The following is a 13,919-nucleotide window of genomic DNA, read 5'->3' on the forward strand; positions in this document are numbered from 1 at the left end:
CTCCACCGGGCCGAGCCGGGGCCCCACCGGGCCGGGCCTGGTCACCATGTCGGCCAGTCCCGGTATGGCACGGAGTTTCGCGAGCCCCTTGGCCGCGTTGCTCTTGACCGTGCCCACCGAGCAGCCCATCGCCTCGGCCGCCTGGGTCTCCGTCAGGTCCTCCCAGTACCGCAGGACCACCGCCTCGCGCTGCCGGGCCGGCAACTCGGCCAGAGCCGTCAGCAGAACACCCCGGTCGTCGGCCTGCGCCATGCGGTCACCGGTGTCGGCGACCTCGCGCACCAGCCCCGAGTCGTCCTTCGGCGCGAGGAACTCCCTCAGCCTTCTGCGGTGTTTGCGGTTGTGCGCGTTGATCATCACGCGCCGTACGTACGCCTCCGGATCGTCCGCCGAACCGACCTTGCGCCAGGCCACGTAGACCTGCTCGAACGTCGACTGGACCAGGTCCTCGGCGGCGTGTTGCTCCCCCGTGAGGAGAAATGCCGTCCGCATCAGCCGCGGCCAGCGGCCGATGAAAAAGCTCTGGAACTCCATGTCCCGAGCTTCCTTGCGATCCCCCATGGGCACCTCCTAGACATACAAAGGAGTCCATGCGCGGCCCGAACCGTTGCCTCACCCCGCCGAACTCTTCGAACCCGCCCCCGTTCCCGCCGTTCGCGCCGTTGCCGCCTTTCCTGCCGCCGTCCTCCGCGGCAGCCACACCAGCATCAGCGCCGCCCCGGCGAGCAGCACCCCCGCCCCCGTACGGAACACCAGTGCGTAGCCGTCCGTCAGCGCCCCCGCTGTCCCGCTGTCGCCGGTGCGCGCGGCCGCGATCGTCGACATCACCGCGAGCCCCAGTGAACCGCCCATCGTGCGGGAGGTGTTGATCAGCCCGGAGACCAGCCCGGCCTCCCCCGGCGCCGCTCCCGAGGTGGCGAGCGCGGCGAGCGGGGTCGCGGTCAGTCCGGCGCCCAGCATCATCAGGATCCCGGGGAACATGATCTCGGTCAGGTACGCGCCCCTCGGCGTCATCGCCGACTGCCAGGCGAAGCCCGCCACCGCGATCAGCGTCCCCAGCGCGGCCAGGTTCCGCGCGCCCAGCGCCGGCATGAACCGCGGCGCGAGCTTCGAGCCGAGCACGATCGCAAGGGAGCTCGGCACCAGCGCGAGACCCGCCTCCAGCGGGGAGTAGCCGAGCACGTTCTGCGCGTACAGCGTCATGAAGTACCACATGCAGAACATCGCGAAGCCGGTCAGGAACATCGACGCGTTCGCCGACGACACGGCCCGCACCCGGAACAGCCCGAGCGGCATCAGCGGGGCCGTCGTACGCGCCTCGACGAGCAGGAACACCGCGATCAGGGTCAGTCCTGCGGCCAGCGGCAGCAGGGTCGCGGCAGCCGTCCAGCCCTTGGCCTCGGTCTGCGAGATGCCGTACGCGAGGGTCGCGAGCCCGGCCGTGACCAGGACCGCGCCCGGCAGGTCCACCCTGCGCCCGTCCCCATTGCGGCTCTCCGTGAGCCATCGCAGGGAACCGGCCAGCACCACGGCCCCGACCGGCACGTTGATCAGCAGTACCCACCGCCACGACAGCCCGTCCACCAGGGCACCGCCGACCAGCCCGCCCGCGGCGCCGCCGCCCGCGCCGACCGCGCTCCAGGTCGCGATCGCCCGCATCCGCGCCGCCCCCTCCGGCACGGCGGAGGTGAGGATCGTCAGCGTCGAGGGTGCGAGCACCGCGGCCCCCAGCCCCTGCACGGCCCGTGCGATCAGCAGCTCGCCGCCCTGCTGAGCGAGCCCGCCGCCGAGCGAGGCCAGCGTGAACAAGCCGAGCCCGACCAGGAACATCCGCTTGCGCCCGTACAGGTCCCCCGCGCGCCCGCCGAGCAGCATGAACCCGGCGAAGGCGATCGCGTACGCGTTGACCACCCACTGCAGACCCTGCGCGCTCAGCCCCAGGTCGGCGCGCATGGACGGCAGCGCCACATTGACGACCGACACGTCCAGCACGACCAGGAACTGCCCGGCGCAGGCGAGCGCCACCACCAGCCAGGTGGGGGAGACGGTACGGGGCGGGGTCCGGGTGACGTCAGCGGCTTCCAGCATGCCTGTCATGTTCCCAACCCGGTTGCACCCCTAGCATCAGGATTTCGCCCCACCCGCTCCTCGTCCGCCAGACCTAGGCCCCCTGCCTCACCCGGCGCCGTCCCGGCCTTTGCCACGTATCGCGTCGACCGTCTGCCAGGCCATGAGGAGACAGGCGATGAGGGCGAGGGGCCAGATCCACAGGGGAGCGTCGGCGATGTAGAAGGGCGTGAGAGCCGACAGGGTCGACAGGGCACTCCAGAAGGTGAGTCGGGCGACGAGGAGTGCCCAGGGGTTGGTGGGACGGGCGAGGACGATGTACCCGCGCACCGAGTCCGGAGGGATGGCCATGTGTGTCTCCGCCTGTGTCCTGCCCGGGGAGCGTGCCCCGCTGCCGCATGGGTTGCCGCCGGGCACCCGCCTGCGCCCGCAGGATCAGATGTAGCGGTTGCGACAGCAGCGCCGACAGCCGGGGGCCGGTTGGCGCCGCGTGACGGCCAACGTAACGAACCGCGTGACGGTCAACGTGAGGGACCACATGACGGACTACGTGACGGCGTACTCGTTCAGGCCCCCGCCGCAGCCTCGGTCGTGCGCAGCAGTGTCACCACCGCCGCCCCGCCCAGGCCGATGTTGTGCGCGAGCCCCACCCTCGCGCCCGGGACCTGCCGCTCCCCCGCCTCGCCCCTCACCTGCCAGACCAGTTCCGCCACTTGGGCGATGCCGGTCGCGCCCAGGGGGTGTCCCTTGGAGATCAGGCCGCCGGACGGGTTCACCACCCAGCGGCCGCCGTACGTGGTCGCCCCGGACTCGACGAGCTTGCCGGACTCCCCCTCCCCGCACATCCCGAGCGCCTCGTACGTCAGCAGCTCGTTGACGGAGAAGCAGTCGTGCAGCTCGACGACGTCCACGTCCTCGATGCCGAGCCCGGACCGCTCGTACACCTGCCGGGCCGCCTCCCGGGACATGGGCTGTCCGACGACGTCGACGCAGGAGCCGGAGGCGAAGGACTCCCCGGTGTCGGTGGTCATGGCCTGCGCGACGATCTCGACGAGACCGGTGAGCCCCCGCCTGTCCGCGAACCGCTCCGACACCACCACGGCCGCGGCGGCCCCGTCGGACGTCGGCGAACACTGCAGCTTGGTGAGCGGACGGTGCACGGTACGGGCGGCGAGGATGTCGGCCACCTCGTACACATCCCGGAACTGCGCGTTCGGGTTGTGCGCCGAGTGCCGGTGGTTCTTGGCGGCCACGGCGGCGAGCTGCGCCTCCGTCGTGCCGTACTTCTCCATGTGCTCGCGGGCCGCGTCGCCGAAGATCTGGGCGGTGGGCGGGGTCATCTCGAAGCCGTGCCGGGCCGCCATGATCCCGTAGTGCCGGGCGACGGGGGAGGTCGAGAAGTCTCCGCCGTCGGCTCCCCCGCCCAGCGCTCCCCTCTTCATCTTCTCGAAGCCCAGCGCCAGTACGCAGTCCGCCGATCCGCCCTCGACCAGCTGCCGGGCGAGCATCAGGGCCGTGGAGCCGGTCGCGCAGTTGTTGTTGACGTTGTAGACCGGGACGCCCGTGAGACCCAGCTCATACGCGGCCCGCTGGCCGGCGGTAGAGGGCTGGAAGCAGTAGCCGATGGGAACCTGTTCCACCTCGTCGTACGCGATCCCCGCGTCCACGAGCGCGGCCCCGCCCGCTTCCCGCACCATGTCCCAGTACTGCCAGTCACGGGTCTCGGGCTTCTCGAACTTGGTCATCCCGACCCCGGCCACATATGCCCTCATGGCGCGCGAGACTAGAACACGTTCCACCGCATGGCCATAGTTGACGGCTGATCAGATTCCCATGACCGGGTCAAGAATTGCTTAGAGGCTCGAAGCAACGGAATAGTTGCCCGTGCATACGAGGTTTACCCAGCACTTATCTCACTGGAGGCCTCACCCCATGACCCACACGACGAACGACCAGCCCGCCCGGAGAGCGAGCGGGGCCGTGGTCCCCGTACTCGCCTTCGCGGGGATCGTTGTCGCGGTGATGCAGACCCTGCTCGTCCCGGTGATCAAGGACCTGCCGCAGCTGCTGGACACCGCGCCGAGCAACGCCACCTGGGTCCTGACCTCGACGCTGCTCTCCGGCGCCGTGGCCACCCCGATCATGGGCCGCCTCGGCGACCTGTACGGCAAGCGGCGCATGCTGATCCTCAGCATCGCCCTGATGGTGGTCGGCGCGCTGGTCAGCGCCTTCACCAGCACCCTGCTCCCGATGATCGTCGGCCGTACGCTCCAGGGCTTCGCGATGGGCGCCATCCCGCTCGGCATCGGCCTGATGCGCGACATGCTGCCCCGCGAGAAGCTCGGCTCCGCGATGGCGCTGATGAGCTCCTCGATCGGCGTCGGCGGCGGACTCGCCCTGCCGCTCGCCGCCCTGGTCGCCCAGCACGCCGACTGGCACGCCCTCTTCTACGGCGCCGCCGGCCTCGGCGTCCTCTCGATCGTCCTCACCCTCCTCGTCGTGCCGGAGTCCCCGATGCGCGCCGAGGGCACCTTCGACGTCCTGGGCGCGATCGGCCTCTCGGCCGGCCTGGTCCTCTTCCTCCTGCCGATCACCAAGGGCAGCGACTGGGGCTGGACCTCCGGCACCACGCTCGGCATGTTCGCCGCGTCCGCGGTCGTCCTCGTCCTGTGGGGCCTGTTCGAGCTGCGTTCCGCCGCACCCCTCGTCGACCTGCGCACCACCGCCCGCCCGGCGGTCCTCTTCACCAACCTGGCCTCGATCATGGTCGGTGTCTCCTTCTACGTCGTCTCGCTCGTCCTTCCCCAGCTGCTCCAGCTCCCGAAGGCGACGGGCTACGGCCTCGGCCAGTCGATGGTCGTCGCGGGGCTGCTGGTCGCCCCGCTGGGCCTGACGATGATGTTCACGGCGCCGGTGTACGCCCGCCTCTCCGCCAAGTACGGCCCCAAGGTCACCCTGATCCTCGGCATGCTGATCATCGCCATCGGCTACGGCGCGGGGCTCGGCCTGATGAGCGCGGCCTGGCAGAGCCTGGTCATCGCGGTCGTCCTCGGCGCGGGCATCGGCCTCGCGTACTCCTCGCTCCCCGCGCTGATCGTGGGTGCGGTCCCGGCCTCCGAGACCGGGGCGGCGAACGGCCTCAACACCCTGATGCGGTCCATCGGTACGTCCGTGTCGAGCGCCGTCATCGGGATGGTGCTGGCCAACACCGCGAAGAACGTCGGCGGGGTCGAGATACCGACCATGCACGGCTTCCGGGTGTCCTTCCTGATCGCGACGGGTGCGGTGGCGATCGGCCTGCTGATGGCCCTGTTCCTGCCGAAGCCGAACCGGGCGCCGCAGTTGCGGGCCAGCAGCGAGGAGGACGCTGCGCTGGAGCGGGCCGAGGAGGCGCTGCGAGGGTTCCGCGGACGCGTCCTGGACGCCGAGGGTGCACCGGTGGCTCGGGCCAAGGTGACGCTGATCGACAGGCGGGGGCGTCAGGCCGGGGCCGCGGTCTCCGACGAGGACGGGAGCTATGAGCTCGCGGTTCCGGCGGAGGGTACGTATGTGCTGGCCGCGCGGGCGTTCGGGCATGGGCCGCTTGCGTCTGCCGCGTCGCATTCCGGGGAGGAGCGGGCGGTGGATCTGGATCTTTCGCTGCCTGGGGAGAGTGTCAGCGCGTAGCGCTCCGCGGGGGTGCCGGGTAGGGCTGGATGGCGGCTGACGCGCCGTCGTGGCTGGTCGCGCCCACGCGGCGGAGCCGCATATCGATACAGCCCCGCGCCCCTTGAAGCATTGCCGGCACCCCCTGTCGAATTGTCGGCCGGGGGTGCGGCAGCATGGGGCCCCTGATGCTCGCCCAGTACGACCGGAAGGACCCCCATGACCGCGGCACCCAAGCCCGAGATCCTGGCCGCGTTCGAGGCGGCCAAGGGGTTCATGCCCGTGGGTGAGGGGCTGGCGTTGTACGCGGCGGCCGTCGAGGCGGGCTCCCTCGGGCTTCCGCTGCTGGAAGTGGGCACGTACTGCGGCCGGTCCACCGTTCTCCTCGCCGACGCGGCCCGGCAGGCCGGGGTGACGGCCCTGACCGTGGACCATCACCGCGGCAGCGAGGAGCAGCAGCCCGGGTGGGAGTACCACGACCCGGAGACCGTCGACCCGGAGATCGGGCTGATGGACACGCTGCCGACGTTCCGGCGGACGTTGTACCGGGCCGGGCTGGAGGAGCACGTCGTGGCGCTGGTGGGGCGGTCGCCGCAGATCGCGCAGTTCTGGGGCACTCCCCTGGGGCTCGTCTTCATCGACGGGGGTCACACCGACGAGCACGCCACCGCCGACTACGAGGGCTGGGCCCCGCATGTCGCCGAGGGCGGCCTGCTGCTCATCCACGACGTCTTCCCGGACCCCGAGGACGAGTTCACCGGGCAGGCGCCCTACCGCGTCTATCTCCGGGCCCTGGAGTCCGGCGCCTTCACGGAGATCTCGGCGACGGACTCGTTGCGTGTGCTGCGGCGGACGGGGGCGGGGATCTGAGCGCGGTTCAGGACGGACTCAGAACAGGCGGTCCACAGCCGCCCGGTACGCCGCGGCCCGGGCCGGTGGCACGTAGCGGGAGACCCGGACGAGGACGCGGCCGTGCACGTAGTCGTACTCGGCGAGGGCCGGCGTCGACCGTGTGACCCCCTGGATGTGGTCCGCCCGCGCCTTGGCGGCCGCCGGATCGGTGAACACCTCGACGGCCCCGCCTCGTTCGACGTCGCCGGGAGCGGCTCCGGTGACGGCGTTCGCAGGGACGAAGCTGTCGGAGAAGGTGACCTTGGACGTGTACTCGTCGGGGCGGCCGAGAAGCTGGTTCGGGTCGTTCGCGGCGGTGACGGTGCCGGTCATGTTCGCCGTCCGTACCACGCGGGATATCTGCTCGAACGCCGCGCGCGCCGTCAGGGACGCCGACGTCCCGGCGGGGTGACGGGCGTCGGGCGTGGTGGTGTGCGTGGCCTGGCTTCCGCAGGCGGTCAGTGTGACGGCCGCGAGGAGTCCGGCGGTGGTGGTACGGGTTCTGTGCATGCGCCGATGCTGGCTCCTGTCGGCCCGCGGTAGGTCCGTGTAGCGGAGCTGTGACGCTGTGTTCCCTTTCCCCCGCGGTCGTTCGGACGCGACGCACCCTGTGGACGCCCTGGCCGCCCGCTAGGGTGGCAGGCGTGTCGTACGTAGGACCGGACTTCGATCCACCCCAGCCCCGCCGTCCCCGCCGCGGCCCCCTCACCGTCGCGCTCGCCGCGCTCGTGCCGGGCGCGTTGCTCGGATGGCTCGTGTACGAGGCCGTGGGCGGGTCGGGCGACGACGGCAAGGGCTCGGACCAGGCGACGGTACGGTCGTCCACGGCGAGTACGTCCCCCAGTGCCGCCGCTTCCTCACCCAGCGACGACGCCAAGCAGCCGGACAGCCCCAAGCCGACCCTGGTCTCCCCCACTTCCTCCGCGCCCACCTCTTCCGCTCCCGCCGCCTCCGGTTCCCTCAGGGGCAAGGTCATCGTGATCGACCCGGGCCACAACCCCGGCAACTTCCAGCACACGGCCGAGATCAACCGCAAGGTGAACATCGGGACGAACTTCAAGGAGTGCGACACCACGGGCACCTCCACCAACGCGGGCTACACGGAGGCCCAGTTCACGCTGGACGTCTCGCACCGGCTGAAGGCGCTGCTGGAGAAGCAGGGCGCGACCGTGAAGCTGACCCACGACAACGGCTCACCGTCCTGGGGCCCTTGCGTCGACCAGCGCGCCCGCATCGGCAACGAGGCCCGCGCCGACGCGGCGATCTCCATCCACGCGGACGGCGCGGCGGCCGGTGACCGCGGTTTCCACGTCATCCTGCCGGGCATCGTGCACGCGGGCGCCGCCGACACCCGCGCCATCGCCGCCCCCTCCGCCGACCTCGGCGAGCGCGTCGCGGGCAACTTCGTACGCGTCACGGGCGAACCGCCGTCCAACTACATCGGCGACGGCACCGGTCTCGTCACGCGAAAGGACCTAGGCGGTCTCAATCTGTCAACGGTTCCCAAGGTGTTCATCGAGTGCGGCAACATGCGCGATAGCAAGGACGCGGCACTCCTCACCAGCCCAGCCTGGCGTCAGAAGGCCGCACAGGGGATCTCTGAGGGAATCGTGAGTTTCCTGCGCGGTTAGCGGCGGGCGGGCTGGTCCCGGCAGACACCCTGGTCGGGGGAACGATAGTGTCTACCGACGACGAGACGACTGATCCGAAGGACCTGAAGTGAATATCCGCTCCCTCACTCGAGGCGACGGCGTGGTGATCGGGGCAGCGGTGTTGCTGTTCATCGCGTCGTTCCTCAAGTTCTACTCCGTCGACGGCATCGCCAGCTATGACGCGAACGCGTGGGACGACCTCGGTACCGGCCTCGGCCTCTACATGGGCGGCGTGATCGGTGCCGCCCTGATCGTCGTCAACCGCGCACTGCCGCAGCCGCGCAAGGTCGTCGGTCTGGACCTGGGCACGGTGGGTACGGCGTTCACGGTCCTCGTCGCCTGGGCCCTGTTCTGGACGCTGGTGGACATCCCCACCGGGGGCAGCGCCGCTGCCGGCCTCATCCTCGGCTTCATCGCCGCCCTCGTCCTCGCCGGCGCCGCCATCGCCACCCCCCTCGTCCCGGCCCTGCAGGCCGCTCTCGTCCCGGCGCCCAAGCTGCAGGTGACGCAGCAGCCCTACGGGGCTCAGCCGCCCGGGGGTTACGGATACCCGGGGGGCCAGCAGGCGCAGTACGGCGGGCAGCCGCAGGGGGGGCAGCCCTATGGGGCCGCCGCCCAGCCGCAGCCGGCGCAGGCGCAGCCGCCGGCCGGGGAGTTCTCGCCGTTCTGGTTCGCCGTTCCGGTGCCGCGGCCGCTGTTCGCGGAGGACGGTTCGCCCACGCCGATCGCCGAACTCGCCCCGGGTACCTGGTACCTGGCCGTCGAGCAGCGCGGTCCGGCTCTGGTCGCGCAGACGCAGGACGGGCGGCGGGGCGTGCTGCAGGACACCTCCGGGATTCAGCGCGGCTGAGCCGCCTCGACGTCGTTCACGGCCTCTCGCCCTTCCGGGCGGGGGGCCGTTGTCGTACAGTCGCAGCCGCCGGTCCGGAAGCTGACGGACCGTCAGACAGGAGGCGTCATGCGACTCGGGCTCGCTCTCGGTTACTGGGGCCGTGGTCCCTCCGCCGATCATGTGCCGCTGGCCCAGGAGGCCGAGCGGCTCGGGTACGACTCGGTGTGGACCGCCGAGTCGTGGGGGTCGGACGTCTTCACGCCGCTGACCTGGATCGCCTCGCAGACGTCAAGGATCCGGCTGGGGACGGCCGTTGCGCAGATGGCGGCCCGCTCGCCGACCACCACCGCGATGCACGCCCTCACCCTCGACCATCTCTCCGGCGGCCGGGTCATGCTGGGGCTCGGGCTGTCGGGGCCGCAGGTGGTGGAGGGGTGGTACGGGCGGCCGTTCCCGAAGTCGCCGCTGACCGCGACGCGGGAGTACGTGGACGTCGTACGGCAGGTGTTGCGGCGGGAGGGGCCGGTGGCGCTGGACGGGCGGTTCCACTCGCATCCCTATCGGGGGGAGGACGGGACCGGGCTGGGCAAGGCGCTGAAGCCGATCACGCATCCGCTGCGGGCCGATCTGCCGATTCTGCTCGGGGCGGAGGGGCCGAAGAACGTCGCGCAGACGACGCGGATCGCCGACGGGTGGCTGCCGCTGTACTGGTCGCCGGCCCGCCCCGAGGTGTACGAGGCCTCGCTCGCCGGCGCTCCGGAGGGGTTCCTCATCGCCCCGATGGCCCAGGTCCGCGTCTGTGACGACGTGCGCGAAGGGCTGCTGCCGGTCAAGACCATGCTCGGCTTCTACATCGGCGGGATGGGGCACGCGGCCCGGAACTTCCATGCGGATCTGATGGCGCGGATGGGGTACGAGGAGGAGGCGCGCCGGATTCAGGAGTTGTTCCTGACCGGGCGGCGCGAGGAGGCCGTGCTCGCCGTGCCGGACGCCTTCGCCGACGAGATCTCGCTGGTCGGCCCTCGGGAACGGATCGCCGAGCGGCTGGAGTTGTGGCGCAAGGGCCCGGTGACGGACCTGTTGGCCCTGGCTCCGGACCCGCATACGCTGCGGGTACTGGCGGAGCTGAACTCCTAGGCCGCCGCGCACGGAATCAGCCGGGTTTCAATCAAAAACCGGCGGCAATCCGCAAGGTATGTCTCGATACAGCAGCGGCAATCGAGCCGGGGCGGTCATAGCGATCGTCGCCGACATCATGGCCCTCATCCTGGGCCTGTGGATTCTGATGTACCTCCTGGACGCCAACCGCGCCAACGACCTGGTGCAGTTCGTCCACAACGCGGCCAACTGGCTGGCCGGCTGGTCCCGCGACCTCTTCACCTTCGACAAGGCCTGGGCCCGCGTCATCGCAGGCTACGGCCTCGCAGCAGTCGTCTACCTCTTCGTCGGCCACGCCATCGCAGGCCGCATGCAGCGCCACTGACGGCTCGACGGAGGGCAGCGCCGCTGACGGATCGACGGATGCAGCGGCGCTGAGGACCCCCGTCACGCCCTCAGTCGCAGCAGTCCGTTATTTCCAACCCCCTCGGCAAGTGGTCGCCGCCGAAGACCGCGCACGTGGCCTCGTGGCCGCCCAGGGCTGCGACGGCCAGGAGGAGGGAGCCGGCCGTCCAGGTGGTCAGTTCCTGGGGCCAGACGGCCTTGTCCTCGAAGACGTAGCCGGTCCAGTACAGGCCGCTCTTCGCGTCCCGCAGGTGCTGGATGGACTGGAGCACGTCCAGCGCCCGGTCGGACTCGCCCATCGCCCACAGGGTGAGGGCGAGTTCGGCCGACTCGCCGCCCGTGACCCACGGGTTGGGGACGACGCAGCGCACCCCGAGCCCGGGCACGACGAAGCGCTCCCAGCCTTCCTCGATACGGGACTTGGCCTCGCTGCCGGTCAACGCGCCGCCCAGCACGGGGTAGTACCAGTCCATCGAGTAGCGGTCCTTGTCGAGGAACCGCTCCGGATGCCGGCGTATCGCGTGCCGCAGTGCACCCACCGCCAACTCCCAGTCGGGCTGCGGCTCTTCACGCTGCTCGGCGATGGCGAGCGCGCAGCGCAGGGCGTGGTGGACGGAGGAGGAGCCGGTGAGCAGGGCGTCCGTGGTGGACGTGCCGTCGTCCTCGCCCTTCCAGCCGATCTGTCCGCCGGGCTGCTGGAGCCGGAGGACGTACTCGATCGCGGCGTAGACGGCCGGCCACATGCGGTCGAGGAAGGTGTCGTCGCCGGTGGAGAGGTAGTGGTGCCAGACACCGACGGCGATGTAGGCGACGAAGTTGGTCTCGCGGCCGCGGTCGGTGACGTCGGTGAAGTCGCCGTCGGCGTAGGCCGCGTACCAGGAGCCGTCCTCGTTCTGGTGCCGGGCGAGCCACTCGTAGGCCCGCTCGGCGGCCTCGTGCTCACCGGCGGCGTCCAGGGCCATCGCGGCCTCGGTGTGGTCCCAGGGGTCCAGGTGGTGGCCCCGGAACCAGGGGATCGCGCCGTCCTCCCGCTGCTGGGCGAGGATGCCGGCGACGGTCGCGGCGGCCTGCCCGGCGGTGAGGACCCCGGGCAGGACGAGGTGTTCTGTCCGGGGGGTGGTCACTTGGCGTCCACCGCCGGAAGGTGCGGCTTGGTCGCGTAGGCCACGAAGCTCTTGCCGATGAGCGGGTTCAGCGCCTGCTCGGCGACCCGGGTGGCCAGGGGTTTCTTCATGATGTCCCAGACCAGCAGCTTGTGGTACGCCTGCACCGGCAGCGCCTTGTCGTTGTCGACGCCGAACGCGCACTTGAGCCACCAGTAGGGGCTGTGCAGGGCGTGCGCGTGGTGGGTGCCGTACGGCTCGAGCCCCGCTTCCCGGATCTTCGCGAGCAGTTCGTCCGCCTTGTAGATGCGGATGTGGCCGCCCTCGACCTCGTGGTAGGCGTCGGACAGGGCCCAGCAGACCTTCTCGGGACCGTAGCGCGGGACGGTGATCGCGATGCGCCCGCCCGGCTTCAACACCCGTACCATCTCGGCGAGTACGCCCTTGTCGTCCGGGATGTGCTCCATGACCTCGGAGATGATCACAACGTCGAAGGACTCGTCGGGGAAGGGCAGGGCGAGGGCGTCGCCCTCCATGGCGGTGGCGGTGGCTCCGGCGGGGGCCTCTCCGGCCTCCTTCATCGCCGCGAACCACTTGGCGACCTCGCGGATCTCCTCACCGTTCTGGTCGAGGGCCACGACCTGGGCGCCGCGCCGGTAGCACTCGAAGGCGTGCCGGCCGGCCCCGCAGCCGAGGTCCAGGACGCGGTCGCCCGGGGCGAGCGGGAACCGGGAGAAGTCGACGGTCAGCACGTGGCCCTGCTTTCGGAGTCTGCGTGGGGTTCGAGGGTGGGGGTCGTCTCCGTCGCGGCCGCCGGTTGCGCCGCGACTGGTGGTACGGACGCGGCCGTGCCGGCCGGGGGTCGAGCGGCGGACCTCGCCCCGGCCTTCGTGCCGCGCGCCCCGGCGATGGCCGCGCGGTAGTGGGCCACGGTGCCCTCGGCGGCCTTGGCCCAGGTGAACCGCGCCAGCACCCGCTCGCGTCCGGCCCGGCCCAGCCGTACGCGCAGCTCGGCGTCGCCCAGCAGCCGGCCCAGCGCGGCCGCGAGCGCCCCCGGGTCCCCGGGCGGCACCGCGAGGCAGGTCTCGCCGTCGCGGCCGGCGACCTCGGGGATGGCGCCGCCGGTCGTGGCGACGAGCGGCGTGCCGGTCGCCATGGCTTCGGCGGCGGGCAGCGAGAAGCCCTCGTAGAGCGAGGGCACGCAGGCGACCTGGGCCGAGCGGACGAGGTCGACCAGTGCGGCGTCGGAGATGCCCTTGACGAACTCGACGGCGCCCTCGAGGCCGTAGCGCTCCATCGCCTGCGCGACGGGGCCTTCGGCGGGCCGTGTGCCGACGACGACGAGGTGGGCCTCGGGGTGCTCGGTGCGCACCTTGGCGAGCGCCTCGACGAGGAAGACGAGCCCCTTGAGCGGCACGTCCGCGCTGGACGTCGTCACGATCCGCCCCGGGACGACAGGGACCGACGCGTCGGGCGAGAAGAGGTCGGTGTCGGCGCCGATGTGGACGACGTGCATGCGGTCGTCCCGTACGCCGAGATGGTCGACGATCTCCTGGCGGGAGGTGCCGGAGACGGTGAGCACGGAGGGCAGCCGGCGGGCGACGCGCCTCTGCATGCGGGTGAAGGCGTACCAGCGCCGCTTGGACAGACGCTGCTGCCAGGTCTCGGCGGCGTCGAGCTCCAACTGCCGGTCGACGGTGATGGGGTGGTGGATGGTGGTGACGAGCGGCGCGCCGACGTCCCCCAACAGGCCGTAGCCGAGGGTCTGGTTGTCGTGCACGACGTCGAACTCGCCGCGCCGGGCGCGCAGATGGCGGCGGGCGCGCAGGGAGAACGTCAGCGGCTCGGGGAAGCCGCCGGTCCACATGGTGGCGACCTCCAGCGCGTCGATCCAGTCGCGGTACTCGTCGCGCTTCGGGGTGCGGAAGGGGTCGGGCGAGCGGTAGAGGTCCAGGCTCGGCAGCTCGGTCAGGGACAGGCCGTCGTAGCCCTCGTCGAGGACGGGGTAGGGCTGGGAACCGATGACCTCGACGCGGTGGCCGAGGCGGGCCAGTTCGCGCGAGAGATGGCGGACGTAGACGCCCTGGCCGCCGCAGAACGGGTTCCCTTTATACGTGAGGAGCGCGATGTGGAGCGGTCGCTCGCCGTCGGCGGCGGGATCCTCCTGGCGGCCCGCCTGACTGGCCTCAGCGGTCACTCTGGGCCCCCTTCTGCATGCATTGTCCC

General features: G+C 71.2%; 13 protein-coding genes and 1 pseudogene. 6 read left to right on the forward strand and 8 right to left on the reverse strand.

Going from position 1 to position 13,919, the window contains the following annotated elements:
- Nucleotides 1-30 precede the first annotated feature (30 nt).
- The 4 genes and pseudogenes from ACWCQ1_RS21940 to ACWCQ1_RS21955 form a co-directional block, all read right to left on the reverse strand.
- Nucleotides 31-561, reverse strand: a pseudogene (locus tag ACWCQ1_RS21940) (SigE family RNA polymerase sigma factor); the annotation flags it as partial.
- A gap of 51 nt (nucleotides 562-612) precedes the next feature.
- Entirely contained in the window at nucleotides 613-2,097 is a 1,485-nt protein-coding gene (locus ACWCQ1_RS21945; protein ID WP_451027164.1) for a DHA2 family efflux MFS transporter permease subunit, read from the reverse strand.
- A 78-nt stretch (nucleotides 2,098-2,175) separates the two neighbouring features.
- Nucleotides 2,176-2,418, reverse strand: a complete 243-nt coding sequence (locus tag ACWCQ1_RS21950) for a hypothetical protein (protein WP_451027165.1) — start codon at nucleotides 2,416-2,418, stop codon at nucleotides 2,176-2,178.
- A 215-nt stretch (nucleotides 2,419-2,633) separates the two neighbouring features.
- Complete coding sequence (locus ACWCQ1_RS21955) at nucleotides 2,634-3,839, reverse strand: lipid-transfer protein (protein ID WP_451027166.1); 1,206 nt, start codon at nucleotides 3,837-3,839, stop codon at nucleotides 2,634-2,636.
- A 160-nt stretch (nucleotides 3,840-3,999) separates the two neighbouring features.
- On the opposite strand from ACWCQ1_RS21955, the gene ACWCQ1_RS21960 reads away from it, so the two are divergent.
- The gene (locus ACWCQ1_RS21960; protein WP_133041320.1) at nucleotides 4,000-5,733 is read left to right on the forward strand and encodes an MFS transporter; all 1,734 of its coding nucleotides are present in this window, start codon (nucleotides 4,000-4,002) and stop codon (nucleotides 5,731-5,733) included.
- A 198-nt stretch (nucleotides 5,734-5,931) separates the two neighbouring features.
- Nucleotides 5,932-6,582: a class I SAM-dependent methyltransferase gene (locus ACWCQ1_RS21965; RefSeq protein ID WP_133041319.1), complete on the forward strand. Its 651-nt coding sequence runs from the start codon at nucleotides 5,932-5,934 to the stop codon at nucleotides 6,580-6,582.
- A gap of 18 nt (nucleotides 6,583-6,600) precedes the next feature.
- Here ACWCQ1_RS21965 and ACWCQ1_RS21970 read toward each other — a convergent pair whose 3' ends face one another.
- Nucleotides 6,601-7,113 (reverse strand): hypothetical protein, encoded by a 513-nt coding sequence (locus ACWCQ1_RS21970; RefSeq protein WP_133041318.1) that lies wholly within the window; start codon nucleotides 7,111-7,113, stop codon nucleotides 6,601-6,603.
- Nucleotides 7,114-7,247: 134 nt separating this feature from the next.
- Between ACWCQ1_RS21970 and ACWCQ1_RS21975 the strand changes: the two genes are divergently transcribed.
- From ACWCQ1_RS21975 to ACWCQ1_RS21990, 4 genes are all read left to right on the forward strand, one after another.
- A complete protein-coding gene (locus ACWCQ1_RS21975; RefSeq protein WP_451027167.1) occupies nucleotides 7,248-8,234 on the forward strand; it encodes an N-acetylmuramoyl-L-alanine amidase in 987 nt (328 codons plus the stop codon).
- Between the two features lie 88 nt (nucleotides 8,235-8,322).
- Entirely contained in the window at nucleotides 8,323-9,105 is a 783-nt protein-coding gene (locus ACWCQ1_RS21980; protein WP_451027168.1) for a hypothetical protein, read from the forward strand.
- A 108-nt stretch (nucleotides 9,106-9,213) separates the two neighbouring features.
- Nucleotides 9,214-10,224, forward strand: a complete 1,011-nt coding sequence (locus tag ACWCQ1_RS21985; RefSeq protein WP_451027169.1) for an LLM class F420-dependent oxidoreductase — start codon at nucleotides 9,214-9,216, stop codon at nucleotides 10,222-10,224.
- A gap of 58 nt (nucleotides 10,225-10,282) precedes the next feature.
- A complete protein-coding gene (locus tag ACWCQ1_RS21990; RefSeq protein WP_133041315.1) occupies nucleotides 10,283-10,570 on the forward strand; it encodes a hypothetical protein in 288 nt (95 codons plus the stop codon).
- Between the two features lie 70 nt (nucleotides 10,571-10,640).
- Here the strand turns inward: ACWCQ1_RS21990 and ACWCQ1_RS21995 are convergent, their stop codons facing one another.
- The 3 genes from ACWCQ1_RS21995 to ACWCQ1_RS22005 are packed head-to-tail and all read right to left on the reverse strand — an operon-like array spanning nucleotide 10,641 to nucleotide 13,890.
- On the reverse strand, nucleotides 10,641-11,714 hold the full coding sequence (locus ACWCQ1_RS21995; RefSeq protein WP_358593589.1) for a prenyltransferase/squalene oxidase repeat-containing protein: 1,074 nt from the start codon (nucleotides 11,712-11,714) through the stop codon (nucleotides 10,641-10,643).
- Nucleotides 11,711-12,445 carry a class I SAM-dependent methyltransferase gene (locus tag ACWCQ1_RS22000; RefSeq protein WP_133041313.1) on the reverse strand — a complete coding sequence of 245 codons (735 nt, stop codon included), beginning with the start codon at nucleotides 12,443-12,445 and terminating at the stop codon, nucleotides 11,711-11,713. Before ACWCQ1_RS22000 ends, ACWCQ1_RS21995 begins: the two co-directional genes overlap by 4 nt.
- Nucleotides 12,439-13,890 carry a glycosyltransferase family 4 protein gene (locus ACWCQ1_RS22005; protein ID WP_451027170.1) on the reverse strand — a complete coding sequence of 484 codons (1,452 nt, stop codon included), beginning with the start codon at nucleotides 13,888-13,890 and terminating at the stop codon, nucleotides 12,439-12,441. The genes ACWCQ1_RS22000 and ACWCQ1_RS22005 overlap by 7 nt, the downstream gene beginning before the upstream one ends.
- Nucleotides 13,891-13,919 lie beyond the last annotated feature (29 nt).

This window comes from Streptomyces sp. NPDC002144 (assembly GCF_053593695.1).

Bases quoted from the DNA above. Each gene is read 5' to 3' on its own strand.
- ACWCQ1_RS21990 (WP_133041315.1), top strand. From the start codon at position 10,283: ATGTCTCGATACAGCAGCGGCAATCGAGCCGGGGCGGTCATAGCGATC.
- ACWCQ1_RS21955 (WP_451027166.1), bottom strand. From the start codon at position 3,839: ATGAGGGCATATGTGGCCGGGGTCGGGATGACCAAGTTCGAGAAGCCC.
- ACWCQ1_RS21945 (WP_451027164.1), bottom strand. From the start codon at position 2,097: ATGACAGGCATGCTGGAAGCCGCTGACGTCACCCGGACCCCGCCCCGT.
- ACWCQ1_RS21950 (WP_451027165.1), bottom strand. From the start codon at position 2,418: ATGGCCATCCCTCCGGACTCGGTGCGCGGGTACATCGTCCTCGCCCGT.
- ACWCQ1_RS21985 (WP_451027169.1), top strand. From the start codon at position 9,214: ATGCGACTCGGGCTCGCTCTCGGTTACTGGGGCCGTGGTCCCTCCGCC.
- ACWCQ1_RS21970 (WP_133041318.1), bottom strand. From the start codon at position 7,113: ATGCACAGAACCCGTACCACCACCGCCGGACTCCTCGCGGCCGTCACA.
- ACWCQ1_RS21965 (WP_133041319.1), top strand. From the start codon at position 5,932: ATGACCGCGGCACCCAAGCCCGAGATCCTGGCCGCGTTCGAGGCGGCC.
- ACWCQ1_RS21960 (WP_133041320.1), top strand. From the start codon at position 4,000: ATGACCCACACGACGAACGACCAGCCCGCCCGGAGAGCGAGCGGGGCC.